This is a genomic window from Pseudomonas sp. UMAB-40 (assembly GCF_900095275.1).
Lineage (GTDB): Bacteria > Pseudomonadota > Gammaproteobacteria > Pseudomonadales > Pseudomonadaceae > Aquipseudomonas > Aquipseudomonas mandelii_B.
Window position 1 is genome coordinate 189,330 of the sequence record NZ_LT607551.1, and the last position, 23,346, is coordinate 212,675.

Sequence of the window (23,346 nt, forward strand, 5' to 3'; positions counted from 1 at the left end):
ACGGAGGGGCTCGCGGTGCATCCTGGAAATGGGACTGATCTTGAATCGACCCCTCACCCTAACCCTCTCCCTGAGGGAGAGGGGACTGACCGAGGTGTTCTTGGAGTTACATCGACCTGAACAATCAAGTCGAACTCAGGATATGAAAGGCCCCCGATTTGCTCCCTTTCCCCCTCTCCCCTGTGGGGAGAGGGCTGGGGTGAGGGGTGGTTCTCAAGGCAAACGATTAACCCTCTTCCCCCTCATCATCATCCCCGCCATCAACCTTCATCCCCAATTCCTTGATCTTGCGCGTCAGGGTATTACGCCCCCAACCCAGCAAGACCGCCGCATCGCGACGTCGCCCGGCGGTGTGTTTCAGGGCGGTTTCGATCATGATCCGCTCGAACGCCGGCACGGCGCTGTCGAGCAAACTTGATTGACCGCGGGCCAACGCCTGGTCCGCCCACTGACGCAACGCTTGCTCCCAATTGGTCACCGGCGCCGAATCCTGCGGCAGGCTCAGCAGTTCCGGCGGCAGGTCGCTGATGTGCACTTCGCGACCCGAAGCCATCACCGTAATCCAGCGGCAGGTGTTCTCCAGCTGACGGACGTTGCCGCCCCACGGCAGGTTCTTCAGGTATTCCTCGGTTTCGCTTTTCAGCAGCTTCGGTTCCACCGCCAGTTCTTGCGCGGCGCGGCTGAGAAAGTGCTTGGCCAGGGTCGGGATGTCTTCGCGACGGTCCGACAGCCGTGGAATGTGGATGCGGATCACGTTGAGGCGGTGGAACAAGTCCTCACGGAATTTCCCGGCGTGCACCAGGGTTTCCAGGTTCTGGTGCGTCGCAGCGATGATGCGCACATCGACCTTCACCGGCGTATGACCGCCGACGCGATAGAACTCGCCGTCGGCCAGTACGCGCAGCAAGCGGGTCTGGGTATCCGCTGGCATGTCGCCGATTTCATCGAGGAACAGCGTGCCGCCGTCCGCCTGCTCAAAGCGTCCGCGACGCAGGTTGGCTGCGCCGGTGAACGCGCCTTTCTCATGGCCGAACAGCTCGGATTCCATCAGGTCTTTTGGGATCGCCGCCATGTTCAGCGCGATGAACGGCGACGCTGCCCGTGGACTGTGGCGGTGCAGGGCGTGGGCCACCAATTCTTTACCGGTACCGGATTCGCCATTGATCAGCACGGTAATGTTGGAGTGGCTCAAGCGCCCGATGGCGCGAAACACTTCCTGCATCGCCGGCGCTTCGCCGATGATTTCCGGGGTGCGGGTCAAGGCGACCGGGACTTCCAGGCCTTGCTGTTCCTGAGCGTGCTGGTTCGCACGTTTGACCAGTGAAACGGCTTCGTCGACGTCGAACGGTTTTGGCAGGTATTCAAACGCGCCGCCCTGATAGGACGCGACAGCGCTGTCCAGATCGGAGTGCGCAGTCATGATGATCACTGGCAACCGTGGGTGTTGTTCGCGAATCCGCGCCAGAAGGTCCAGGCCGCTGGCACCCGGCATGCGGATGTCAGAGATGATCACATCCGGCTGCTGGCGCGCCAGGCGGCTCATCACGCCATCGGCGCTGTCGAAGCTTTGCGTGGTCATGCCTTCTTGCTGCAAGGCTTTTTCCAGGACCCAACGGATAGAACGGTCGTCATCGACGATCCACACGGTTTCACTACGGCTCATGTCGATGTGGCTCCTTGTTCCAGGGGCAGAAAGATCGAGAAAGTGGTGTGGCCTGGGTGGCTGTCACATTCGATCAGGCCCTGGTGCTGGCTGATGATGTTCTGGGTAATGGCCAAGCCGAGCCCGGTACCGTCCGGGCGGCCGCTGACCATGGGAAAGAAGATGGTTTCTTGCAGGTCCGCAGGAATGCCGGGGCCGTTGTCGATGATTTCGATCTTGGTCACCAGGCGATGGCGCACGTGGCCAATGGTGAACTGGCGCATGGCGCGGGTGCGCAGGCTGATGCGGCCCAGGCGCAGCTCGTTCTGGCTGCTGATGGCCTGCATCGCGTTGCGCACGATGTTCAGCACGGCCTGGATCATTTGTTCACGGTCGATCAAGACGTCGGGAATGCTCGGATCGTAGTCGCGCACCAAAGTAATGCAGCCCTGACTTTCGGCCTCGACCAGATGACAGACACGCTCCAGCACCTCGTGGACGTTGCACATGGCCAGCGACGGCAACTTGTTGGAGCCGAGCATGCGATCCACGAGGTTTCGCAGGCGGTCGGCTTCTTCAATGATGACGTTGGTGTAATCGCGCAGGCTTTCTTCCGGCAGTTCACGGGCGAGCAGTTGAGCCGCACCGCGAATCCCGCCCAGCGGATTCTTGATCTCGTGAGCGAGGCCGCGCACCAGCATTTTGCTGGTCTCCTGCTTCGACAGCTGCGCCTCTTCCTTGGTGATCCGCAGCAAGCGGTCACGGGGGTGGACTTCCAGCAGCAGCATCGTGGCGCCGTTGGCCAGGATTGGCGTCACCGCATAGTCGACGGTCAGCGTCTGGCCGGTGAGGGCGGTCAGCATCGCTTCGCGCTTGGTGAACGGGTGCGCCTGCTCGACCGCCTGGCGCAAGGAATTCAGCGCTTCGGTGGATTCGGTGAACAACTCGCTGATGAACTGCCCATGGCTACGCTGACCGCTGATGGCCAGGAGCATCTCCGCCGCCGGGTTCATGTACTCAAGGCGCAATTCGGCGTCGAGCAGAATGGTAGCGGTAGTCAGATTGTCGAGAAGCAGACGATGCAGTGCGTCACTGATGGTCATGTAGGACCTCTTTTGGAGCAGGGCATGCGCGTGAATAACGCGCCGATACGAGGAAAATGCAAAAACCAAACCAAGGCTCCGAAAAGAAGCGTTTAAAGCCTGAAACGGGCGTTTGACGCTCGTTTGCGTGGCGTTCTGCCAGCTTTCGCGGGTACTTTCGAACCAAAATGGGTTGAGATGTGGGAACGGTGCAACCGATTGCACCAATATAGTGCGCAAAGCTGAACGGCGTTAGAAGAAACGCAGGAAGGGATTTTTTTCTTCCTCGGGTTTGTCTTTGAGCGGACATTCCGGCCGTTGGCCGAAGTCGGTGAGGGCGCAGGGTTTGACTTTGCGCTTCTGCGCGAGGGAGATGCGCAGCATCTGGAAGGGTTGATTGGCCGTGCGTTCTACGATGCGGCCTTGTTCGTCGAGGATTTCCACGGACAGGTTGTGGCTGCCGCGGTCGATATTGCTCAGGGCAAACACCGGACTGAGGCCGGGCTCGGCGGTGGGTTGGCCGTCGAGCAGCAATCGGTAGCGGTGCCCTCGTTGCAGGCCGGGTTCATTGGTGACACTGACGATCAGCTCACCGGCATTGCTACGGACCGTAGCGTCCGGTTCCGGGACCAGCACGCGGAGCATGTCGTAATGGAACAATGGTTTGTCTTCGGTTATTTGCGAAGCAATCAATGGCGCCGCACTGGTGGGGTTGGCGGACATGCGATTGCTCGTCGCCAGCGGCACACGCTTGGCGTTGCCTGAGCCTGGCCGGTCGGTGTAAACCCGGTTGCCCTGAGCGTCGACGTAGGTGAACACCTCTGCTGTGACCGGCAGCGCGACGAGACAGGCGATCAGCAGCCACGTCCTCATCGCTTGTGCACCCGTTGCACGGTAAATGTCACCGTCGGGCTTTGCTGGACGATGTTCTCGCCATCGATCACCTGCACCGCCAGGCTGTGTTCGCCACGGTCGATGTTCACCAGTTGCAGGATCGGCACGTTGCTCGATTGCCCATAGGGTTGGCCATCAAGCAACAACCTGAGCAGATGCGGCGCGTGCAGGCGCGGTTTGATCATGACGCTGACCGTGAACGTGCCGTTGTTGGCGCGCAGGGCTTCGTCGGTGGGCAAACCGGTCAACTCCAGCACCTCATAGGCGCTACGCGGCTGCTCTCGGTGGCCGGCTTCGGCAGCGGGCGCAGGCGGTGCCTGGGGCGCAACGCTGTTGAGCGGTGGCAAATCGACCGGCTGCGCCTTGACGCCATCGGGCGGTTGATTGCTGTAGGCGGTGTTGCCGGAGGCGTCGGTGTACTTATAGATCTGCGCTGCGGCGGGCAGGGCGATCAGCAGCCACATCAAAAGAAATCCACGACCCATAAAATCAACCAGAAACGAAAGCGTTGGGGTGCAGCATAGGTCAGGGGCGGGGGTTGTCCCAAGTTGTAAACATTTGGGCATGATTTACAGAGATCCCCCAGACACCACAAAACCCTTGTGGGAGCGGGCTTGCTCGCGAAAGCGGAGTGTCAGCCACCATCAATGCAAGCTGACACACTGCATTCGCGAGCAAGCCCGCTCCCACATTGGTACTGCGTCGATTTCTGGATTGCAGGCACAAAAAAGGCCTCCCGAAGGAGGCCTCTTTTTTGTCACGCCGCGAACCGCAGCGCTACCGGATCAGCAGCTGTAGTACAGCTCATATTCCAGTGGGTGTACGAAGGTGCGGACCTTGATTTCTTCTTCGCTTTTCAGAGCGATGTAAGCGTCGATGAAGTCATCGGAGAACACGCCGCCTTTGGTCAGGAATGCGCGACCTTTGTCCAGCTCTTCCAGGGCTTCTTTCAGGCTGCCGCAAACTTGTGGGATCTCTTTCGCCTCTTCAGGCGGCAGGTCGTACAGGTTTTTGTCAGCTGCATCGCCAGGGTGGATCTTGTTCTGGATGCCGTCCAGGCCGGCCATTACCAGGGCAGCGAAGGCCAGGTACGGGTTGGCTGCTGGATCCGGGAAGCGGGCTTCGATACGGCGAGCGCGAGGGCTGGACACGTAAGGAATACGGATCGAAGCGGAACGGTTGCGAGCCGAGTAGGCCAGCATTACCGGAGCTTCGAAACCTGGGACCAGACGCTTGTAGGAGTTGGTCGACGGGTTGGTGAAGCCGTTCAGCGCCTTGCCGTGCTTGATGATGCCGCCGATGAAGTACAGGGCGGTGTCGGACAGGCCGGCATAGCCTTCGCCAGCGAAGGTGTTCTTGCCATCTTTGGCGATGGACAGGTGAACGTGCATACCCGAACCGTTATCGCCGTACAGTGGCTTAGGCATGAAGGTCGCGGTGCGGCCGTAAGCCACAGCGACGTTGTGTACGCAGTACTTCAGGGTCTGAACTTCGTCAGCCTTGGCAACCAGGGTGTTGAACTTCACACCGATTTCGTTCTGGCCGGCAGTTGCCACTTCGTGGTGGTGAACTTCGATGACCAGGCCCATTTCTTCCATGGCGTTGCACATGGAGGTACGGATTTCGTGGTCGTGGTCAAACGGTGGAACCGGGAAGTAGCCGCCTTTGATACCTGGACGGTGGCCGTGGTTGCCGCCTTCGATGTCCTGGTCGGACATCCACGAACCTTGTTCGGAGAAGATTTTGAACATCGAGCCGGAAATGTCGGACTTGAATTTCACTTGGTCGAAGATGAAGAACTCAGGCTCCGGGCCAACGAAAACGGTATCGCCGATACCGGTCGACTTCAGGTATTCCTCGGCACGCTTGGCGATCGCACGTGGGTCGCGATCGTAGCCTTGCATGGTCGAAGGCTCGATTACATCGCAAACGATGATCAGCGTTGGGTCTTCGGTGAACGGGTCGAGAACGGCAGTGCTGTCGTCCGGCAGCAGGATCATGTCGGAAGCTTCGATGCCTTTCCAGCCAGCAATGGAGGAACCGTCGAACATTTTGCCTTCTTCGAAGAAAGCTTCATCCAGCGCGTCGCGAGCCGGCATGGTCACGTGGTGCTGAGTGCCTTTGGTGTCCGTGAAGCGCAGATCAATCCACTTGACGTCATGATCTTTGATGAGTTGAACCGACTTCGACATAGTGTCCTCCGGGTGGCTTCGGGCTTAGTAGTGGATGCCCTTAGAATGTGGGTGATGCCGGCGCGAATACTCTGCCATGGCAACCTGCCTCACAAGGGAGCAAATTGCATGCCAGTGCCCCACCATGGGTTTTTTGCCCCAATATCACGCTTATAAAGGCACAAAGCATCTGTAAGCGGAAAATCTCGCCCTACAATGTAGCGTTAAAATCAACAAATGACCTGTTTTGGTGCGCGAAAAACCTTCTGCACATTAACTGGTTAAACCTTGAGCAATTTCCGCTATAATCCGCGCCCCCCTTTTTCGGCTGGCCCAGCGCGCGCTGTTTTCATGAAACTAATCGTAAAAGTCTTCCCCGAGATCACCATCAAGAGCCGCCCGGTACGGATGCGTTTCATCCGCCAGTTGGCCAAAAACATCCGTACCGTGCTCCGCGACCTGGACCCGGCTGTGGTGGTGAACGGTGTGTGGGACAATCTCGAGCTGGAAACCCGCGTCAGTGAGCCCAAAGCCCTGAAGGAGATGACCGAGCACCTGAGCTGCATGCCGGGCATCGCGCATTTCCTGCAAGTCGACGAATACCCGTTGGGCGATTTCGACGACATCGTCGCCAAGTGCAAGCAGCACTTCGGCGAGGCGCTGGCCGGGAAGATCTTTTCGGTGCGCTGCAAGCGGGCCGGCAAGCATGAATTCACCTCGATGGACGTCGAGAAATACGTCGGCAGCCAACTGCGTCGTCAGTGCGGTGCCGCCGGAATCTCGCTGAAAGAGCCGGAAATTGAAGTTCGCATCGAAATTCGCGACAAACGGTTGTTCGTGATCCACAGCCAGCACAACAGCATCGGCGGATATCCGCTGGGTGCCCTGGAACAGACGCTTGTGCTGATGTCCGGTGGCTTCGATTCCACCGTTGCTGCTTACCAGATCATGCGCCGCGGCCTGATGAGCCATTTCTGCTTCTTTAATCTGGGCGGACGGGCCCATGAACTGGGCGTCATGGAAGTCGCGCACTTCATCTGGAAGAAGTACGGCAGCTCCCAACGCGTGTTATTTGTCAGTGTGCCGTTCGAGGAAGTACTGGGAGAAATTCTCGGGAAAGTCGATAACAGTCATATGGGTGTAGTTTTGAAGCGTATGATGTTGCGCGCTGCTTCCCGTATTGCCGATCGGCTGGACATTGATGCGCTGGTTACCGGCGAGGCGATTTCCCAGGTGTCGAGCCAGACACTGCCGAACCTGTCCGTGATCGACTGCGTGACCGACAAGCTGGTCTTGCGTCCGCTGATCGCCAGTCACAAGCAGGACATCATCGACCTGGCCAACGAAATCGGTACGGCCGACTTCGCCAAGCACATGCCGGAATATTGCGGGGTCATCTCGGTGAACCCCAAGACCCACGCCAAGCGTCCGCGCGTGGAGTACGAAGAACAACAGTTCGACATGGCAGTACTTGAGCGTGCGCTCGAGAACGCCAAACTGGTGCCGATCGATCGCGTGATCGACGAATTGGGCCAGGACTTGCAGATCGAAGAAGTCAGCGAAGCGCTGGCTGGTCAGATCGTCATCGATATCCGTCACCCGGATGCCGCTGAAGACGACCCGCTGGGCCTTGCTGGCATTGAGGTACAAGCGATGCCGTTTTATGCATTGAACGCTCGTTTCAAGGAACTGGACCCTACTCGCCAGTACCTGCTGTATTGCGACAAAGGCGTGATGAGTCGCCTGCATGCCCACCATTTGCTCAGTGAGGGGCATGCCAATGTGCGCGTTTATCGACCGAGCTAAGAGCCCGGGGCTGTATGCCTGTGGCCTGCGTCACCGGCCCCCCGACTCTGCCGTCAAGCTGTAACGGCAAGGCCTGACTCTACTGTAAATCGCTGCCAAGACTTGTCAGCACACCGAATCCTCTGATCGAGATACACAAGTGATCGAAAATCTACGCAACATCGCCATCATTGCTCACGTTGACCATGGTAAGACCACCCTGGTAGACAAACTCTTGCGTCAATCCGGCACCCTGGAGCGCAACGAGCTCAACGACGAGCGCGTGATGGACTCCAACGACCAGGAGAAAGAGCGCGGTATTACCATTCTGGCGAAAAACACCGCCATCAACTGGAACGGCCACCACATCAACATCGTGGACACCCCGGGCCACGCCGACTTCGGTGGCGAAGTTGAACGCGTAATGTCGATGGTTGACTCCGTTCTGCTGCTGGTTGACGCTCAAGACGGCCCTATGCCGCAAACCCGTTTCGTGACCAAGAAGGCTTTCGAAGCCGGCCTGCGTCCAATCGTGGTCATCAACAAAGTTGACCGTCCAGGCGCGCGTCCGGACTGGGTTCTGGATCAGATCTTCGACCTGTTCGACAACCTGGGTGCTACCGAAGAGCAGCTGGACTTCAAAGTCGTCTACGCCTCGGCCCTGAACGGCATTGCCGGTCTGGAACACACCGACATGGCTGAAGACATGACCCCGCTGTACCAGGCGATCATTGACCACGTGCCGGCTCCAAAAGTCGACCGTGACGGTCCGTTCCAGATGCAAATCTCGGCACTGGACTACAACAGCTTCCTGGGTGTTATCGGCGTTGGCCGTATCGCCCGTGGTCGCGTCAAGCCGAACACTCAAGTTGTGGCGATCGACGCCGACGGCAAGCGCCGTAACGGTCGTATCCTGAAGCTGATGGGTCACCACGGTCTGCACCGTATCGACGTTGACGAAGCAGCTGCCGGCGACATCGTCTGCATCAGCGGCTTCGACCAGCTGTTCATCTCCGACACTCTGTGCGACCCACTGAACGTCGAAGCGATGAAGCCGCTGACCGTTGACGAACCAACCGTTTCCATGACCTTCCAGGTTAACGACTCGCCGTTCTGCGGTCGTGAAGGCAAGTTCGTCACCAGCCGGAACATCAAAGAGCGTCTGGACAAAGAACTGCTCTACAACGTTGCTCTGCGCGTTGAAGAAGGCGACTCCGCCGACAAGTTCAAAGTCTCCGGCCGTGGTGAGTTGCACCTCTCGGTACTGATCGAAACCATGCGTCGCGAAGGCTTCGAAATGGGTGTTGGTCGTCCGGAAGTGATCATCCGCATGGTTGACGGCGTGAAGCACGAACCGTACGAAAACGTGACCATCGACCTGCCAGAAGAATCGCAAGGTTCGATCATGGAACAGATCGGTATCCGTAAAGGCGACCTGACCAACATGGTTCCGGATGGCAAGGGCCGTGTGCGCCTTGAGTACAACATCCCGGCTCGTGGCTTGATCGGTTTCCGTAACGAGTTCCTGACCCTGACCTCCGGTGCAGGCATCCTGACCTCGATCTTCGACCGTTACGACGTGATGAAGTCCGGCGACATGTCCGGCCGTCAGAACGGCGTGCTGGTTTCGGTTGCTACTGGTAAGGCTCTGACTTACTCGCTGGAAACCCTGCAAGCTCGCGGCAAACTGTTCCTGGGTCACGGTGAAGACGTGTACGAAGGTCAAATCGTCGGCATCAACAGCCGCGACAACGACCTGGGCGTCAACCCAACCAAAGGCAAGAAGCTCGACAACATGCGTGCTTCGGGTAAAGACGAAACCATCGCTCTGGTTCCGCCTATCCGTTTCACCCTGGAGCAAGCTCTGGAATTCGTTCAAGAAGACGAATTGTGCGAAGTCACTCCTAAGTCCATCCGTCTTCGTAAGAAGATCCTGGGCGAAAGCGAGCGTACCCGCGCTGCCAAGAAAGCCGGTAACTGAGTCTCGACTTAGTTAGCTGCTAAAAAAACGCCCCCGACCGCAAGGTCGGGGGCGTTTTTGTTTGTCTGGGGTTTGATGTTGTCTGGGCCGGCGCCATCGCGGGCAAGCCCGCTCCCACAGTGTCCGAGTCGTGCTCGAATCTGGTGTCACCCACAATAAACTGTGGGAGCGGGCTTGCCCGCGATGGCGTCCTGTCAGCCAGCGAGATTGCGGATCAGAATTTTTCGAGGGTACGACGGCTCTCGCTGCTCTCACGTGCCACTTCTTTGGGCTTGTAAGCGCAATACCCCGGCCGTGGCCCGATTTTCGGGTGATTGCGGCAAGTGTCCGGGCGCTTTTCATAAATAGTGCACAGACGGCTCTTACGATCCAGGTACAGGCAATCGTTGTTGCTCATGCGCTGGAGGGTGAAGATCTCGGACTTCTGGTTGTAACGCTCGACGATCCCTTCCTTCTGCAAGCGCTTGGCGATGTTCTTCGGCGGCTCGCCGCGCTCGAACTCGTCGACGATGCCGATGCGGATCAAGTCCTTGATCTTGACCTCGACCGGCAGCGTGCAGCAGCTGGATACACACGAGCCGCACATCGGCGCAGAATATTTGGCCCAGGTATCGAGGCGATCGATCTCCGCGGCGGCGATCAGGTTGGACTTCATCATCGGTTGTTACCAGCGTGTGCATCAGGGCGCGCGATCATACCGGGACTGGTGGATTTTTGAACAACCTTTCGCCAGATTTTTTCTCCTTCGCCCAAATAACACCGTTAATCCGGCACGGCCCCTGCATTGATTCAGGTACATGACAATGTAATGCCGGCCTATCTCGCACTATCAGGAAAAACTGCCGAACCAGAGCCCCCACGGCCTGTCAGACCGTCTAGGCTCAACAACTCCACGCTCGCTCGAGGTCCTATCGATGACTCAAGAACCACTTGTTCGCGAAGCAGAGGTGGCCGCATTTCGCGATGCCGTCTTGACCAAGCTCACCTACGCGGTGGGTAAAGACCCGGATCACGCCTTCGACCATGACTGGTTTGAAGCCATTGCGTTGGCCGCGCGCGATCACATGGTCGAGCACTGGATGGATCACACCCGGCAGATTTACCGCAAAGGTCAGAAACGGGTTTACTACCTCTCCCTGGAATTTCTCATCGGCCGGCTGCTCTACGACAGCCTGAGCAATCTTGGACTGCTCGACGTCGCCCGCGAAGCGCTGACCGAACTCGGCGTCGACCTGGAGCGCATCCGCCTGCTGGAGCCCGACGCGGCGCTGGGCAACGGCGGCCTCGGTCGTCTGGCGGCGTGCTTCATGGAAAGCATGTCGACCCTCGGCATCGCTGGCCACGGCTACGGCATTCGTTATGAACACGGTTTGTTCCGCCAGGCCATCGTCGACGGCTGGCAGCAGGAACAGACCGAACACTGGCTGGATTTCGGCAACCCGTGGGAATTTGAACGGCCTGAAGTCGTTTACCCGATCGGCTTCGGCGGCAGTGTCGAAACCGTCACCGATGAAAACGGCAAGTCCAAGCAAGTCTGGTCCCCGGTGGAAACCGTGCGGGCCATTGCTTACGACACGCCGGTGGTCGGCTGGCGCGGGGCAAGCGTCAATACGCTGCGCCTGTGGCGTGCCCGGGCCATGGAAGATTTGCACCTGGAGCGCTTTAACGCCGGTGATCACTTGGGCGCCGTGGCCGAAGTCGCCCGGGCGGAAAGTATCTCCCGCGTGCTCTACCCGGCGGACAGCACCGAAGCCGGCCAGGAACTGCGCCTGCGCCAGGAATACTTCTTTGTCGCCGCGTCCTTGCAGGATTTGCTGCGCCGCCATCGCAACATGCACACTTCGGTCCTGACCCTGGGCGACCACGCGGCGATCCAGCTCAACGACACGCACCCCTCGATTGCGGTGGCCGAACTGATGCGTCAGCTCGTCGACGTCTACGACGTGGCATGGGATGCCGCGTGGCAAGTCACCGTCGACACGCTCTCGTACACCAACCACACGCTGTTGCCGGAAGCCCTGGAAACCTGGCCGGTCGGTCTGATGGAGCGGATGCTGCCGCGGCACATGCAGATCATTTATCAGATCAACGCCCAGCACATCGACTCGCTGCGCGCCAAAGGCATTCACGACTTCGACGTATTGCGCGCGGTGTCGCTGATCGAAGAGGACAACGGCCGTCGGGTGCGCATGGGCAACCTCGCATTCCTCGGTTCCCACAGCGTCAACGGTGTGTCCGCACTGCACACGCAACTGATGCGCAAAACCGTGTTCTCCGAACTGCACAAGCTCTATCCGGAGCGGATCAACAACAAGACCAACGGCATCACCTTCCGCCGCTGGCTTTACCAGGCCAACCCCGAGCTGACGTCGATGATGGTCGATGCCCTCGGCCCGGACCTGTTGGACAACGCTGAAGCACGCCTGAAGGAACTGGAGCCGTTTGCCGAGAAAGCTGCATTCCGCAAAGCCTTCGCCGAGCAGCGGCTGCACAGCAAGAAGGCCTTGGCGTACCTGATTCATGAACGACTGGGGATCGCAGTCAACCCGGCGGCGATGTTCGATGTGCAGGTCAAACGGATCCACGAATACAAACGCCAGTTGCTCAACCTGATGCACACCGTGGCGCTGTACCAGGCGATTCGCGCCGAGCCGGAAATCGATTGGGTGCCGCGGGTGAAAATCTTCGCCGGCAAGGCGGCGGCCAGTTATCACCAGGCCAAGTTGATCATCAAGTTGACCAACGACATCGCCCGGGTGGTGAACAACGACCCGACGGTGCGCGGTTTGCTCAAAGTGGTGTTCCTGCCCAACTACAACGTCAGCCTGGCGGAAAGCATCATTCCGGCGGCGGATTTGTCGGAGCAGATTTCCACCGCGGGCTTTGAAGCCTCGGGCACCAGCAACATGAAGTTCGGCCTCAACGGTGCGCTGACCATCGGCACCCTCGATGGCGCCAACGTCGAAATGTGCGAGTTCATCGGCCCCGAGCACATGTTCATCTTCGGCCTCAGTGCTCAGCAGGTTGAAGCGCGCAAGCAGAACCATGAGTTCAATGCCACGCCGGACATTGCCGCGTCCCATCGACTTAACGACGTGCTGCAAGCGATTCGCGGCGGGGTGTTCTCGCCGGATGATCCGTCCCGTTACGCAGGCTTGATCGACTCACTGATCGACTACGACCGCTTCCTGGTCTGCGCCGATTTCGATTCCTATTGGGACGCGCAGATGCGCGTGGAAGCCCATTGGCACGATTCGCAAGCCTGGTGGCGTTCGGCGGTGTTGAACACTTCCCGGATGGGCTGGTTCTCGTCCGACCGGACCATTCGCGAGTACGCCACGGATATCTGGAAGGCATTGGAGTAACTTTTAGCAATAATTGCGAGCAAGGCCCGACGGTTGTTGGGCCTGATCGATATACTAAGCCCCAGTTTCACCGGGCAGCAGGCACTGGCAATCCAATGTGGGAGCGAGCCTGCTCGCGAAAGCGGTCTGACATTCAACCTCGATGCTGAATGTCATGGCCCCTTCGCGAGCAGGCTCGCTCCCACAGGTTTGTGTGGTTTCACACTAGACTCAGCCAGAGGCTGCTTTACCCGGATTCGCCCCGCAGCGGGGCCGCTTAGGGATATCGACCATGCAATGGATGTTCATGCTGATTGGGCTGGTGCTGGGCTGGATACTCGACGAGTCATTCAGCGATGCGCTGTTGGGTGCGTTGCTCGGGTTGGGTATTGGCCAAGCCATTCGTATCGGCCGCCTGGATTCACAAGCGGCCGAGCAGCGTCGTCTGCTGGAGCAGGCTCAGGTTGCGCTGAATGGCGTGCAGCAACGCCTGGCATTGCTGGAGGTGCCTGGCGTCACAACGCCTGAAACCAGCGAGCCGGTTGCCAGCGAAGCCGCCCCGTCGCCTGACTTCACCCTCGATGACATTCCTGTCGAAACCCCGGAGCTGATCTGGGACCTCCCGCCCGAACTCGAGCCGATGGCCGCAACGGCAGCGCAAACCAGCCGTCCGCTGCCCGACGATGCCTGGAAACCTGAGCCGGTCACTCGCGAACCGCAACAACCCGCCGTCCCTCGCGGCCCGAATTTTATCGAGCGCGCCATCAGTGGTGCACGCAACTGGCTGTTCGGCGGCAACACCGTCCTGCGGGTCGGCGTGGTGTTGTTGTTCCTCGGTCTGGCGTTCTTGCTGCGTTATGCCACTGAAGGCATGGTGGTGCCGATCGAACTGCGGTACGCCGGGGTCGCGGCGGCTGCGTTGGGTTTGCTCGGTCTGGGTTGGTGGCTCAGGACACGCAACAGCAACTACGCGCTGATGCTGCAAGGCACCGGGATCGCCGTGTTGTACCTGACGGTGTTTGCCGCAATGCGCCTGCACCCGTTGCTCGATCCAGCCGCCGCGCTGGGCCTGCTGGTCGCGGTCACGGTGTTCTCGGCGATTCTCGCCATTACCCAGGATGCGTTGGGCCTGGCCGCTGCCGCTGCACTCGGTGGCTTCGCGGCGCCGATCCTGACCTCCACCGGTGCCGGCAACCACGTCGCGCTGTTCAGCTACTTCGCCTTGCTCAACGCCGGCATCCTCGCCATCGCCTGGTTCAAGGCCTGGCGACTGCTGAACCTGATCGGTTTCGTCGGCACCTTCGGCATCGGTTTCGCCTGGGGCTTGCGCTCCTACACGCCGGAATTGCTGTGGAGCACCGAGCCGTTCCTGATGCTGTTCTTCCTGATGTACCTGGCCATCGGCCTGCTGTTTGCCCGGCGCAAGCTCCTGGAAATGAGCGACGCCCCCGAGGACGACAGCCGCGAGGCGTTGCTGCGCTGGTCGGCGCGCAAGGGTGATTACGTCGACGGCACGATGCTGTTCGGACCGCCGCTGGTGGGCTTCGGATTGCAGTTCGCACTGGTTCAGCATCTGGAGTTCGCCGCTGCGTTCAGTGCCTTGGCGTTGGGCATGATCTACATGGGACTGGCCCGGTTGCTGATGGGCGGTCGTGCATTGCTGCTCGCCGAAACCTGCCTGGCGCTGGGCGTGATCTTCGCCAGCCTCGCGATTCCGCTGGGGCTCGACGCTCGCTGGACGGCCGCCGCCTGGGCCGTCGAGGGCGCGGGGATTTTCTGGCTCGGCCTGCGTCAGCAACGACCGCTGGCTCGTGCGTTTGCCTTGCTGCTGCAACTGGGCTCGGCCATCGCGTTTGTCAGCGAATTGCGCATCGGCGACGGCAGTTTGCTCGACGGCGCTCCGCTGGGCGCGTTGATGCTCGGCGTGGCGTTGTTGTTCAGCTTCTATCAATTGCGCAAAGCCTTGCCCGAACAGACATCGGAATGGGAGCGCAAAGGGCTGCCGGTATTGGCCTGCCTGGGCCTGACCTTCCTCTATCTGCTGGCGCCGTTGTTCTTCCTGACCCACGGCACCGCAATCAGTTGGGCGCTGGCGGGGTTGGCGACGTTGTTTGTCGGTCTGCGTCTGCAATCACGCACGTTCCTGTTCACCGCGTTCGCTGTGCAATTGCTTGGCGGTGCGTTGTTCCTGTTGCGGTTGCAAGGTTCGAGTGGTGAGTCCGGCGCGGTGTTCAGCGCGGGTTGGAGCGGCTTGCTCAGCGCCTCCCTGATCGGCTTGGCGCTAATTGCCGGCATGTTGCTCGCCGCGCGTGACGAGATGGTGCGCAGCGATGTTCGATTGTTGCGCGGCTTGTCGGTGGTGTTGCTCGCCGGTCTGGTGCTGATCAATCTGGCGGTGCTGTTCGTGCTGCCGTGGCAGACTGCGAGTGCGGTGTGGGCGGCCAGTGGCTTGTTCATCATTTGGTTGAGTCTGTATCTGAAGCAGCGCGTGAGTTTTGTCTTCGGCCTGTTGTTGCAGGTGATTGGCGGCGCAGCGTTCCTGTTCGCCGGGCCGGACCTGCTCGGACCACTGGCCAGCGAAGGGTTGAAGCCACTGGCCCACAGCGGCTTCTGGACGCCGCTGGTGTTAGGCCTGGCCGCGATGGTCGGGGCCTGGCGCTTGCAACTCGGCAACCATGCCTCGGCATTTGATGTGCTGAGCTTGCAGCGTTTGTCCGAAGTGCTGCTGGTGTGGGGCGCGGGATGGTGGGCGCTGGCGTGGATCAGTGAAATGCTGCGTTTTGCACCGTTGAATCTGCAAGCGACCTTGCTGCTGGCGGTTGCCGCAGTGAGCGTGGCGCTGTGGACAGTGTTGGCGTTGCGCCTGAAATGGCCGTTGCTCGGCCTGCTTTGCACCTTGCTGATTCCCGCTGCCGGTCTGGTCCTGCTCGCCGCATGGCACTCGCGTTATCACCCGGCCGCCGATTTCGGTTGGCTGGTCTGGGCAGCGGTGTTCGTCGTGCATTTCATCTCCCTGCGACGCCTGGCGCCGATGTTGCCGGCGCGTGCCCTGAGCACCGCCCATGTGCTCGGCTGCTGGCTGTTGATCGGTGTGCTGGCGCTGGAGCTGCGTTACGGTTTGCTGTTGTTGTCCGAGCAGTACAACGCCTGGCGCTGGCTGGGTTGGGCGATTCTGCCGAGTCTGTACCTGGTGCTGATGGCGGCGCCGCGCAACTGGCCGTGGCCCGTTTCGGCTTATCCACGCGAATACCGTTTCTTCGCGGCGGCACCGTTGGCGGTGCTGATGCTCGGATGGTTCTGGCTGGCGAATAGCGTCAGCGACGGCACGGCTGAGCCTTTGCCCTATGTGCCGCTGGTCAATCCGCTGGAGCTGGGGCTGCTGTTTGCGCTGTTCGGTGTCTACGTCTGGTCCCGCAGCGCCGTGACGCAACTGTCGATCCGCAAGGACTACGTCGCCCATGCCACGCAATTGATCGCCGGAGTCTCGCTGTTCGTCTTCTTCACCGCGCTGGTGATGCGCACCGCTCACCATTGGGGCGGCGTGCCGTTCGAGCTGGATGCGTTGCTTGAATCCATGCTCGTGCAGGCTGGCCTGTCCATCGTCTGGACCTTGATGGCGCTGAGTCTGATGATCGGCGGCCATCTGCGTCACCGTCGCGAGGTGTGGCTGATCGGCGCCGCGCTGATCGGCGTGGTGGTGGCCAAACTGTTCTTTGTCGAATTGAGTAACCGCGGCGGCCTTGCGCGGATCGTGTCGTTTATCGGCGTCGGCGTGTTGCTGCTGGTGGTGGGCTATTTCGCGCCGCTGCCACCAAAACGTGCCGAGGCTGCGCCGGATGCTGAAAGGCCGGCCCCTGAAACCGAAGGAGTGTCGTCTTGAGTCAGAAGTTGAATCTGGGCTGGTTGGGCGCGGTTGCGCTGGGCGTGGCGCTGTCCGCCAGCGCTCAGGAAAAACCGGCGGACTTCGCCACGCAGGTGCCGTTGTCGGTGAGCGGCGAGGGACCTTGGTATCGCCTCGATTTACCCTTGAGTGTGCAACTGAATGCCCGGCAAACGGACCTCAGCGATGTCCGTGTGTTCAACGCTGCCGGCGAGGCCCAGGCCTACGCCTTGGCGCGCGAGGCGGCGTCAACCCGGGAAAATCGCACGCTGACCGACGTGAAATGGTTCCCGCTGTACACCTCGGCGGACGCCACGGAGCGGGCGCCGGGTATCCGCGTGCAATCCAGCGCCAACGGCACCTTGGTCGAGGTGCAGCCGTCCACTCAGTTGGAGGCGGGCGAAGAATTACTCCGCGGCTGGTTGCTCGATGCCAGCGCCATCAAGGCGCCGTTGCAGCAGTTGATCCTCGACTGGACCAGCGAGCGCGATGGCTTTCAGCGTTTCACCATCGAGGCCAGCGACGACTTGCAGCATTGGCAGTCGTGGGGCGAAGGGCAGGTGGCGCGGCTGACGTTTGCCGATGAGCGGGTCGAGCAGCATGAAGTCGGCTTGCCGGGGCAATCGGCGCGTTATCTGCGCTTGCTGTGGAATTCACCGCAATCGGCGCCGGCGCTGACCTCTGCGCAGCTGCAAAGCGCGAACCCCCGCAGTCTGCCGCTGCCGTTGGTCTGGTCGCAGCCGCTGACGGGCAGCAGCGTGAAGGCGGGTGAATACACGTGGCAATTGCCGATGGGGCTGAATGTCGAGCGGGTGCAGGTTGAGCTGAGTCAGCCCAATAGCCTGGCGCCGGTGACGTTGTCCGGTCGTCGCGAAAGCAGCCTGCCGTGGCAGCCGCTCAGCAGCGGTTTGCTCTATCGCCTGACCCAGAGTGGCCAGGACGTGGTGCAGAACGAATTGCAGCTGTCGGGGCAGACCGTGCAGCAGTTGAAACTTGTCGTGGATGAGCGCGGCGGTGGCCTGGGCGCTGAAGCGCCGACGGTGAAGTTTGCTGTGCGCTCGACGCAATTGGTGTTCCTGGCGCGCGGGGCCGGGCCTTTTACGCTGGCGCTGGGGAGTGCGACGGTGAAGGCGGCGAACCTGCCGTTGTCGACGCTGATCCCGGATTACAGCGCGCAGAAGTGGGCGGCGCTTGGCAAGGCGTCGGTGGAAGGTGCGGCGGTGGTGAGCAACACTTCCACGGTGAAAACGGCCGCGACGACGGACACGAACTGGAAGAAGTTCGGGTTGTGGGGGGTGTTGTTGCTGAGTGTGCTGTTTCTGGCGGCGATGGCGTTCAGTTTGCTGCGCAAGCCCCCCATAAAACCCTGAGAATGGCTGGCGCTGCGCGCCATTCGCGAGCAAGCCCGCTCCCACATTCGACCGAGTATTTCTGATGAGACTCGGTCACCTGTGGGAGCGGGCTTGCTCGCGAAGGCTGACTATCAAGCGAAGAAAATCTCAAAACTGCCACTTATGCCCGGCCCACATCCGGCCGGTTTAGAACTACGCTCAACCCGGCGCATGAACTCTATTGGGCGTATCACGTCTGATAGGAGGAAATGCGCCTCGACTCGCGTTAAACTGCGCGGGTTTTTAGCCCCCAATTCCACCGGAGCCTTCCATGTCCCGCGTTACCCTGAGTCGCTATTTGATTGAGCAGACCCGTAGCAACAACACCCCTGCCGATCTGCGTTTCCTGATCGAAGTGGTGGCGCGTGCTTGCAAGGAAATCAGCCACGCCGTGTCCAAGGGCGCCCTCGGCGGCGTTCTGGGCAGCATGGGCACTGAAAACGTCCAAGGCGAAGTGCAGAAGAAGCTTGATGTGATGTCCAACGACATCCTGCTCGAAGCCAACGAATGGGGCGGTCACCTGGCCGGCATGGCGTCCGAAGAAATGGACAATGCCTACCAGATCCCGGGCAAATACCCGAAAGGCGCGTACCTGCTGGTATTCGACCCACTGGACGGTTCGTCGAACATCGACATCAACGCGCCGGTCGGTACGATCTTCTCGGTGCTGCGTTGCCCGAACGAATACCTGACCCAGAACGAGCCTTTGAACGAAAAGGCCTTCCTGCAGCCAGGCACTCAGCAGGTTGCCGCCGGTTATGCGATTTACGGTCCACAGACCATGCTGGTGCTGACCCTGGGCAATGGCGTAAAGGGCTTTACCCTGGACCGCGAAATGGGCAGCTTCGTGCTGACCCATGAAGACATCACGATCCCGGAGTCCACGCAGGAATTCGCGATCAACTCGTCCAACCAGCGTCACTGGGAAGCGCCGGTCCAACGTTACGTCGGCGAATTGCTGGCGGGCGATGAAGGCCCGCTGAAAAAGAACTACAACATGCGCTGGGTCGCCGCGATGGTTGCCGACGTACACCGTATCCTGACCCGTGGCGGTCTGTTCATGTACCCACGCGACAGCCGCGAACCGTCGAAGCCGGGCAAACTGCGTCTGATGTACGAAGCCAACCCGATGTCGTTTCTGGTTGAGCAGGCTGGCGGCGCTTCCACCGATGGCCATCAGCGCATCCTCGACATCAAGCCTGACGGCTTGCACCAGCGTGTCGCGGTGTTCCTTGGTTCAAAAGAAGAAGTCGAACGCGTCACGGCTTACCACAAGGAATAAACCATGACCGCGCCCTGGCAGCCGTTGCTCGAATGGTGGTTCGGAACCCTCGAATCCCCCCAAGACATAGCGGCTGACAAGGGCAAGTTATGGTTCGGCAAGCGCGACAGCCAGGACCTCGAAGCGCAGGCGCGTTTCGGGGACTGGGTCGAGCAGGCACTGGCCGGCGGATTGACTGACTGGGCGCAACGCCCCGAAGGTTGGCTGGCCCTGGTGCTGCTGCTCGATCAACTCCCGCGAATGATCTTTCGCGACACTCCCAAATCCTTTTCAGGTGATCTCAGGGCTCAGGCACTGGTGGCGCAAGGTATTGCGGCGGATTTCGATCGGCAGTTGCGGCCGATTCAGCGGGTGTTTATCTACCTGGTGTTTGAGCATTGCGAGCACCTGGCGGTGCAGAACGAGGCGGTTTCGCGCTATATCGATCTGGTTGCACAGCAGCCGGAGGCCGATCGGAAACTGTTTACCGACTATCTGAACTATGCCGAGAAGCACCAGCGGGTGATTGCGCGGTTTGGGCGGTTTCCGCACAGAAATGCGGTGTTGGGGCGGGCGTCTACGGCTGAGGAGTTGGCGTTTCTTTCTGGGCCTGGTTCAAGGTTCTAGTTCTAGGTTGCTGCTGATTGCCCCTTCGCGGGCAAGCCCGCTCCCACAGTGATCTCAGTCGTACACAAGATTTGTGTCCACCGAAGATCCCTGTGGGAACGGGCTTGCCCGCGATGAGGCCAGTGAAAGCAGCTTAGATCCGGAAGCTACCCACCAACTGTTTAAGCCGCGCCGCCTGCTGCTCAAGATCCGCACACGCACGCAACGTCGACTGCAAGTTCTCCACGCCTTCCTGGTTCAACGTGTTGATCTCGGTGATGTCGACGTTGATCGACTCCACCACCGCCGTTTGCTCTTCAGTCGCGGTCGCCACGGACTGGTTCATCCCGTCGATCTCACCAATACGCTGGGTCACGCTGCCCAGACGCTCACCGGCCTGGTTGGCGATGCCGACGCTGCTTTCGCTCTGGCGCTGGCTGTCGGTCATGGTGCTCACCGCTTCCCGGGCGCCGACTTGCAGTTCCTCGATCATCTTCTGCACTTGCTGCGCCGAATCCTGAGTCCGGTGGGCGAGGTTGCGCACCTCGTCCGCGACCACGGCAAAACCACGGCCGGCTTCACCGGCACGGGCCGCTTCGATGGCCGCGTTCAATGCCAGCAAATTGGTCTGCTGCGAGATGCTGGTGATCACTTCCAGAATCTGCCCGATGTTCACGGTGTTGCTGTTGAGCGTTTCGATGTTGCCGCACGAATCGCTGATCTTCGCCGAGAGCTGCTGCATCGCCGCGATGGTTTTATCCACCACTTGCTGACCGTCTTCGGCCAACGCGCGGGCGTCGCTCGAATGCTGGGAGGCGAGGGCGGCGTTCTGGGCGATTTCCTGGGCGGCGGCGCCCAGTTCGTTGATCGCCGCAGCCACGCTGCTGGTGCGCGAGGCTTGTTGATCTGAATTGAACATCGACGAGTTCGAGGCCGCCACTACACGCAGCGCCACTTCGTTGACCTGGCCGGTGGCCGAGGACACTTCGCGAATCGAGGTGTGAATACGCTCGACGAAGCGGTTGAACGAGGTGCCCAAGGCACCGAATTCATCGTGGCCGTGGATGGTCAGGCGTTTGGTCAGGTCACCTTCGCCTTCGGCGATGTCATGCATGGCGCGGCCCATGGTCAGCAGCGGCTGCATCAGGAAGCTGATCAACATGCCCAGCAGCGCGATGATGATGACCACGGCGATGACCATGGCGATGATCGCCGAGGTGCGGAATTCGCTGAGCATCGAGAACGCGGTGTCCTGGTCCAGCACCAGTGCCACGTACCAGTCGGCCGAAGGCACACCGTTGACGTGGGTAAAGGAGATGAACTGGGTCTTGCCGTCGAGCTCGACTTCTTTCATGCCCGGGCTGACTTTCGGTGCGCCGTTCGGGTAGGCCTCGGCGAGGCTCTTGAGCACCAGTTTGCTGTCCGGGTGGATCAGGATCTTGCCGTCGGCGCTGACGATGAACGCGTGGCCGTGACCGCCGAAGTTCAGCGAGTTGATGATTGCGCTGACGCTCGACAGGTCGATGTCCGCACCGGCGACGCCGATCATCTGGCTCTGATGCTGCACCGGCGTGGCCACGGTGATCACCAGTTTGCCGGACGAGGCGGCGATGTACGGTTCGGTGACGATGGTCTGTTGCGCGCTGTTGGCCGCCTTGTACCAGCCACGGGCGCGAGGATCGTAGTCTGCCGCGCGATTGCCCGCCGGGACCGAGAACATCACGCCGTCGGTGCCACCGAAGTAACTGAGCTGGAAGTTGCCGGTGTAGGCCGGCAAGTCGATGGCGCGCTTGAGGCTGGCGGGTGTGCTGCCGTCCACGGCGATCTGCTGGGACAACGATTGCAGCAACTGGATGCGGCTTTCCAGCCAGGTCTGAATGTTGCTGGTGGTCAGGCTGCCGAGTTCCTGCATCGAGGATTCGGTACTGCTGCGCAACGTCTGGCGCTGACGGTAGTCGTTGAACAGGATAAAGCAGGCGAACGCAACAGCGACCACGAGGGCGGCTGCCAGCAGGATCTTGTGGCTGAATTTCATGTTTCTGGTCATTAAATACACTACCGCGGAGGGGCTGGTCAGCGAGGGGGCGTCAATGTGCCACAGTCGAGGGCTTTGCGCTGCTTCTATGTCGACTGGCCAGCGCCAAAGATTAGGCGTGTTTTTACGAAAACCGATGAAATACTCAGCGGCGCAGGAAAGTCGCTGATTTTTCGAAAAAAGGCAGACGAGCGGCCTGATAAATAGCCGGGCAGTCGGGGAACCAGATAGGGGTTTTCTCTTCTAAGCTTCTGCTTGGCAGCCATGCCATTCCCCCTTCGCCCCAGGAGCTACACCATGTCGCTGCGTTCTATCGCCCTGCTCTCGTTCTGCGTGTTGTTGGCCGCATGCAGCAAGGTCAATCAGGAAAACTATTCGAAACTGTCGGCCGGCATGCCCAAGGCTGAGGTTGAAGCCTTGTTGGGTAAAGCCACTGATTGCTCGGGCGCGCTCGGCATGTCCAGTTGCACCTGGGGTGACAAGAACAGCTTTATCAGCGTGCAGTACGCCGGTGACAAAGTACTGATGTTTTCCGGCCAAGGCCTGAAGTAATCCGGGGCAATAAGCCCACGGGAGAAAAACAATGAAGCGGTTATTGATACTCCTTTTTGCCGGCCTGGTATTGGCCGGCTGCGCCACTTCTGGCACAGATCCGTTGGCGCCGAAAACCGTCAACAGCGTCAATCTCAAGAAATACCAGGGCACCTGGTACGAGTTGGCCCGCCTGCCGATGTATTTCCAACGCAACTGCGCACAATCCGAAGCCCATTACACGCTCAATCCTGACGGCAACGTGCAGGTGCTGAACCGCTGCCTGACGGCGGACTGGCAATGGGAAGAGGCCAAGGGCACGGCTTATCCACAAGTGCCGGGCAAGACCGACAAGTTGTGGGTCGAGTTCGATACCTGGTTCTCGCGCTTGCTGCCAGGTGTGGCGAAGGGGGAATACTGGGTGCTGTACGTCAGCGACGATTACAAGACCGCCATCGTCGGTGACCCGAGCCGCAAGTACCTGTGGCTGCTGTCGCGGACGCCGACGGTCAACGGTGTCGTGCGTGAAGAACTGCTGAGCAAGGCGCGTCAGCAGGGCTACGACACCACGCGGCTGATCTGGCGCGCGTCGGATACGCAGATGGCCAAGACCTCGAACTGACGGTTAGCGAAGATCCAATGTGGGAGCGGGCTTGCTCGCGAAGGCGGTTGTGCATTCAACATTGATGTTGACTGACACGACGCCTTCGCGAGCAAGCCCGCTCCCACAGTTGTTTCCGGTG

17 protein-coding genes and 1 pseudogene are annotated in these 23,346 nt (G+C 60.1%); 9 read left to right on the plus strand and 9 right to left on the minus strand.

Features of this window, described 5'->3' with window-relative positions:
- Positions 1 to 226 precede the first annotated feature (226 nt).
- The 5 genes from ntrC to glnA form a co-directional block, all read right to left on the minus strand.
- Positions 227 to 1,663, minus strand: a complete 1,437-nt coding sequence (gene ntrC, locus K0F88_RS00960; protein WP_010464563.1) for a nitrogen regulation protein NR(I) — start codon at positions 1,661 to 1,663, stop codon at positions 227 to 229.
- A complete protein-coding gene (gene glnL, locus K0F88_RS00965) occupies positions 1,660 to 2,745 on the minus strand; it encodes a nitrogen regulation protein NR(II) (protein WP_010464561.1) in 1,086 nt (361 codons plus the stop codon). Before glnL ends, ntrC begins: the two co-directional genes overlap by 4 nt.
- A gap of 231 nt (positions 2,746 to 2,976) precedes the next feature.
- Positions 2,977 to 3,597: a DUF4124 domain-containing protein gene (locus K0F88_RS00970; protein WP_094469575.1), complete on the minus strand. Its 621-nt coding sequence runs from the start codon at positions 3,595 to 3,597 to the stop codon at positions 2,977 to 2,979.
- Entirely contained in the window at positions 3,594 to 4,103 is a 510-nt protein-coding gene (locus tag K0F88_RS00975; RefSeq protein WP_094469574.1) for a DUF4124 domain-containing protein, read from the minus strand. Before K0F88_RS00975 ends, K0F88_RS00970 begins: the two co-directional genes overlap by 4 nt.
- Positions 4,104 to 4,403: 300 nt before the next feature.
- Complete coding sequence (gene glnA / locus K0F88_RS00980; RefSeq protein WP_131061256.1) at positions 4,404 to 5,810, minus strand: glutamate--ammonia ligase; 1,407 nt, start codon at positions 5,808 to 5,810, stop codon at positions 4,404 to 4,406.
- 330 nt (positions 5,811 to 6,140) lie between these two features.
- Here glnA and thiI point away from each other — a divergent pair, with 330 nt between their 5' ends.
- Together thiI and typA are read left to right on the plus strand one after the other, a co-directional pair.
- Positions 6,141 to 7,595, plus strand: a complete 1,455-nt coding sequence (gene thiI, locus K0F88_RS00985; protein WP_219093316.1) for a tRNA uracil 4-sulfurtransferase ThiI — start codon at positions 6,141 to 6,143, stop codon at positions 7,593 to 7,595.
- Between the two features lie 139 nt (positions 7,596 to 7,734).
- Complete coding sequence (gene typA, locus K0F88_RS00990) at positions 7,735 to 9,555, plus strand: translational GTPase TypA (protein WP_208670478.1); 1,821 nt, start codon at positions 7,735 to 7,737, stop codon at positions 9,553 to 9,555.
- Positions 9,556 to 9,769: 214 nt separating this feature from the next.
- Here typA and K0F88_RS00995 read toward each other — a convergent pair whose 3' ends face one another.
- Complete coding sequence (locus tag K0F88_RS00995) at positions 9,770 to 10,213, minus strand: YkgJ family cysteine cluster protein (RefSeq protein ID WP_046045571.1); 444 nt, start codon at positions 10,211 to 10,213, stop codon at positions 9,770 to 9,772.
- A gap of 256 nt (positions 10,214 to 10,469) precedes the next feature.
- Between K0F88_RS00995 and K0F88_RS01000 the strand changes: the two genes are divergently transcribed.
- The 5 genes from K0F88_RS01000 (at position 10,470) to K0F88_RS01020 (ending at position 20,058) form a co-directional block, all read left to right on the plus strand.
- Complete coding sequence (locus K0F88_RS01000; RefSeq protein WP_219093319.1) at positions 10,470 to 12,920, plus strand: glycogen/starch/alpha-glucan phosphorylase; 2,451 nt, start codon at positions 10,470 to 10,472, stop codon at positions 12,918 to 12,920.
- A gap of 271 nt (positions 12,921 to 13,191) precedes the next feature.
- Positions 13,192 to 16,779, plus strand: coding sequence for a DUF2339 domain-containing protein (locus K0F88_RS01005; protein ID WP_219093321.1), 3,588 nt, complete (start codon positions 13,192 to 13,194; stop codon positions 16,777 to 16,779).
- A complete protein-coding gene (locus K0F88_RS01010; RefSeq protein WP_219093324.1) occupies positions 16,776 to 18,149 on the plus strand; it encodes a DUF3999 domain-containing protein in 1,374 nt (457 codons plus the stop codon). The genes K0F88_RS01005 and K0F88_RS01010 overlap by 4 nt, the downstream gene beginning before the upstream one ends.
- A gap of 292 nt (positions 18,150 to 18,441) precedes the next feature.
- Positions 18,442 to 19,452 carry a class 1 fructose-bisphosphatase gene (locus K0F88_RS01015; protein WP_219093326.1) on the plus strand — a complete coding sequence of 337 codons (1,011 nt, stop codon included), beginning with the start codon at positions 18,442 to 18,444 and terminating at the stop codon, positions 19,450 to 19,452.
- A 3-nt stretch (positions 19,453 to 19,455) separates the two neighbouring features.
- A complete protein-coding gene (locus tag K0F88_RS01020; RefSeq protein ID WP_094469565.1) occupies positions 19,456 to 20,058 on the plus strand; it encodes a DUF924 family protein in 603 nt (200 codons plus the stop codon).
- Between the two features lie 133 nt (positions 20,059 to 20,191).
- Here K0F88_RS01020 and K0F88_RS32865 read toward each other — a convergent pair whose 3' ends face one another.
- The 3 genes and pseudogenes from K0F88_RS32865 to K0F88_RS01030 form a co-directional block, all read right to left on the minus strand.
- On the minus strand, positions 20,192 to 20,956 hold the full coding sequence (locus tag K0F88_RS32865) for a methyl-accepting chemotaxis protein (RefSeq protein WP_370694726.1): 765 nt from the start codon (positions 20,954 to 20,956) through the stop codon (positions 20,192 to 20,194).
- Between the two features lie 93 nt (positions 20,957 to 21,049).
- Positions 21,050 to 22,084: pseudogene (locus K0F88_RS32870) on the minus strand (cache domain-containing protein); the annotation flags it as partial.
- Between the two features lie 74 nt (positions 22,085 to 22,158).
- Positions 22,159 to 22,338, minus strand: coding sequence for a hypothetical protein (locus tag K0F88_RS01030; RefSeq protein ID WP_141213473.1), 180 nt, complete (start codon positions 22,336 to 22,338; stop codon positions 22,159 to 22,161).
- A 31-nt stretch (positions 22,339 to 22,369) separates the two neighbouring features.
- Between K0F88_RS01030 and K0F88_RS01035 the strand changes: the two genes are divergently transcribed.
- Positions 22,370 to 22,624: a hypothetical protein gene (locus K0F88_RS01035; protein ID WP_010464535.1), complete on the plus strand. Its 255-nt coding sequence runs from the start codon at positions 22,370 to 22,372 to the stop codon at positions 22,622 to 22,624.
- 31 nt (positions 22,625 to 22,655) lie between these two features.
- Complete coding sequence (locus tag K0F88_RS01040) at positions 22,656 to 23,225, plus strand: lipocalin family protein (RefSeq protein ID WP_094469563.1); 570 nt, start codon at positions 22,656 to 22,658, stop codon at positions 23,223 to 23,225.
- Positions 23,226 to 23,346: the final 121 nt, after the last annotated feature.

Bases quoted from the DNA above. Each gene is read 5' to 3' on its own strand.
- K0F88_RS01005 (WP_219093321.1), top strand. From the start codon at position 13,192: ATGCAATGGATGTTCATGCTGATTGGGCTGGTGCTGGGCTGGATACTC.
- thiI (WP_219093316.1), top strand. From the start codon at position 6,141: ATGAAACTAATCGTAAAAGTCTTCCCCGAGATCACCATCAAGAGCCGC.
- K0F88_RS01000 (WP_219093319.1), top strand. From the start codon at position 10,470: ATGACTCAAGAACCACTTGTTCGCGAAGCAGAGGTGGCCGCATTTCGC.
- K0F88_RS01030 (WP_141213473.1), bottom strand. From the start codon at position 22,338: ATGGCTGCCAAGCAGAAGCTTAGAAGAGAAAACCCCTATCTGGTTCCC.
- K0F88_RS01015 (WP_219093326.1), top strand. From the start codon at position 18,442: ATGTCCCGCGTTACCCTGAGTCGCTATTTGATTGAGCAGACCCGTAGC.
- K0F88_RS32865 (WP_370694726.1), bottom strand. From the start codon at position 20,956: ATGTTCAATTCAGATCAACAAGCCTCGCGCACCAGCAGCGTGGCTGCG.
- ntrC (WP_010464563.1), bottom strand. From the start codon at position 1,663: ATGAGCCGTAGTGAAACCGTGTGGATCGTCGATGACGACCGTTCTATC.
- K0F88_RS01040 (WP_094469563.1), top strand. From the start codon at position 22,656: ATGAAGCGGTTATTGATACTCCTTTTTGCCGGCCTGGTATTGGCCGGC.
- glnA (WP_131061256.1), bottom strand. From the start codon at position 5,810: ATGTCGAAGTCGGTTCAACTCATCAAAGATCATGACGTCAAGTGGATT.
- K0F88_RS01035 (WP_010464535.1), top strand. From the start codon at position 22,370: ATGTCGCTGCGTTCTATCGCCCTGCTCTCGTTCTGCGTGTTGTTGGCC.
- K0F88_RS00975 (WP_094469574.1), bottom strand. From the start codon at position 4,103: ATGGGTCGTGGATTTCTTTTGATGTGGCTGCTGATCGCCCTGCCCGCC.
- K0F88_RS00995 (WP_046045571.1), bottom strand. From the start codon at position 10,213: ATGATGAAGTCCAACCTGATCGCCGCCGCGGAGATCGATCGCCTCGAT.
- glnL (WP_010464561.1), bottom strand. From the start codon at position 2,745: ATGACCATCAGTGACGCACTGCATCGTCTGCTTCTCGACAATCTGACT.
- K0F88_RS00970 (WP_094469575.1), bottom strand. From the start codon at position 3,597: ATGAGGACGTGGCTGCTGATCGCCTGTCTCGTCGCGCTGCCGGTCACA.
- K0F88_RS01020 (WP_094469565.1), top strand. From the start codon at position 19,456: ATGACCGCGCCCTGGCAGCCGTTGCTCGAATGGTGGTTCGGAACCCTC.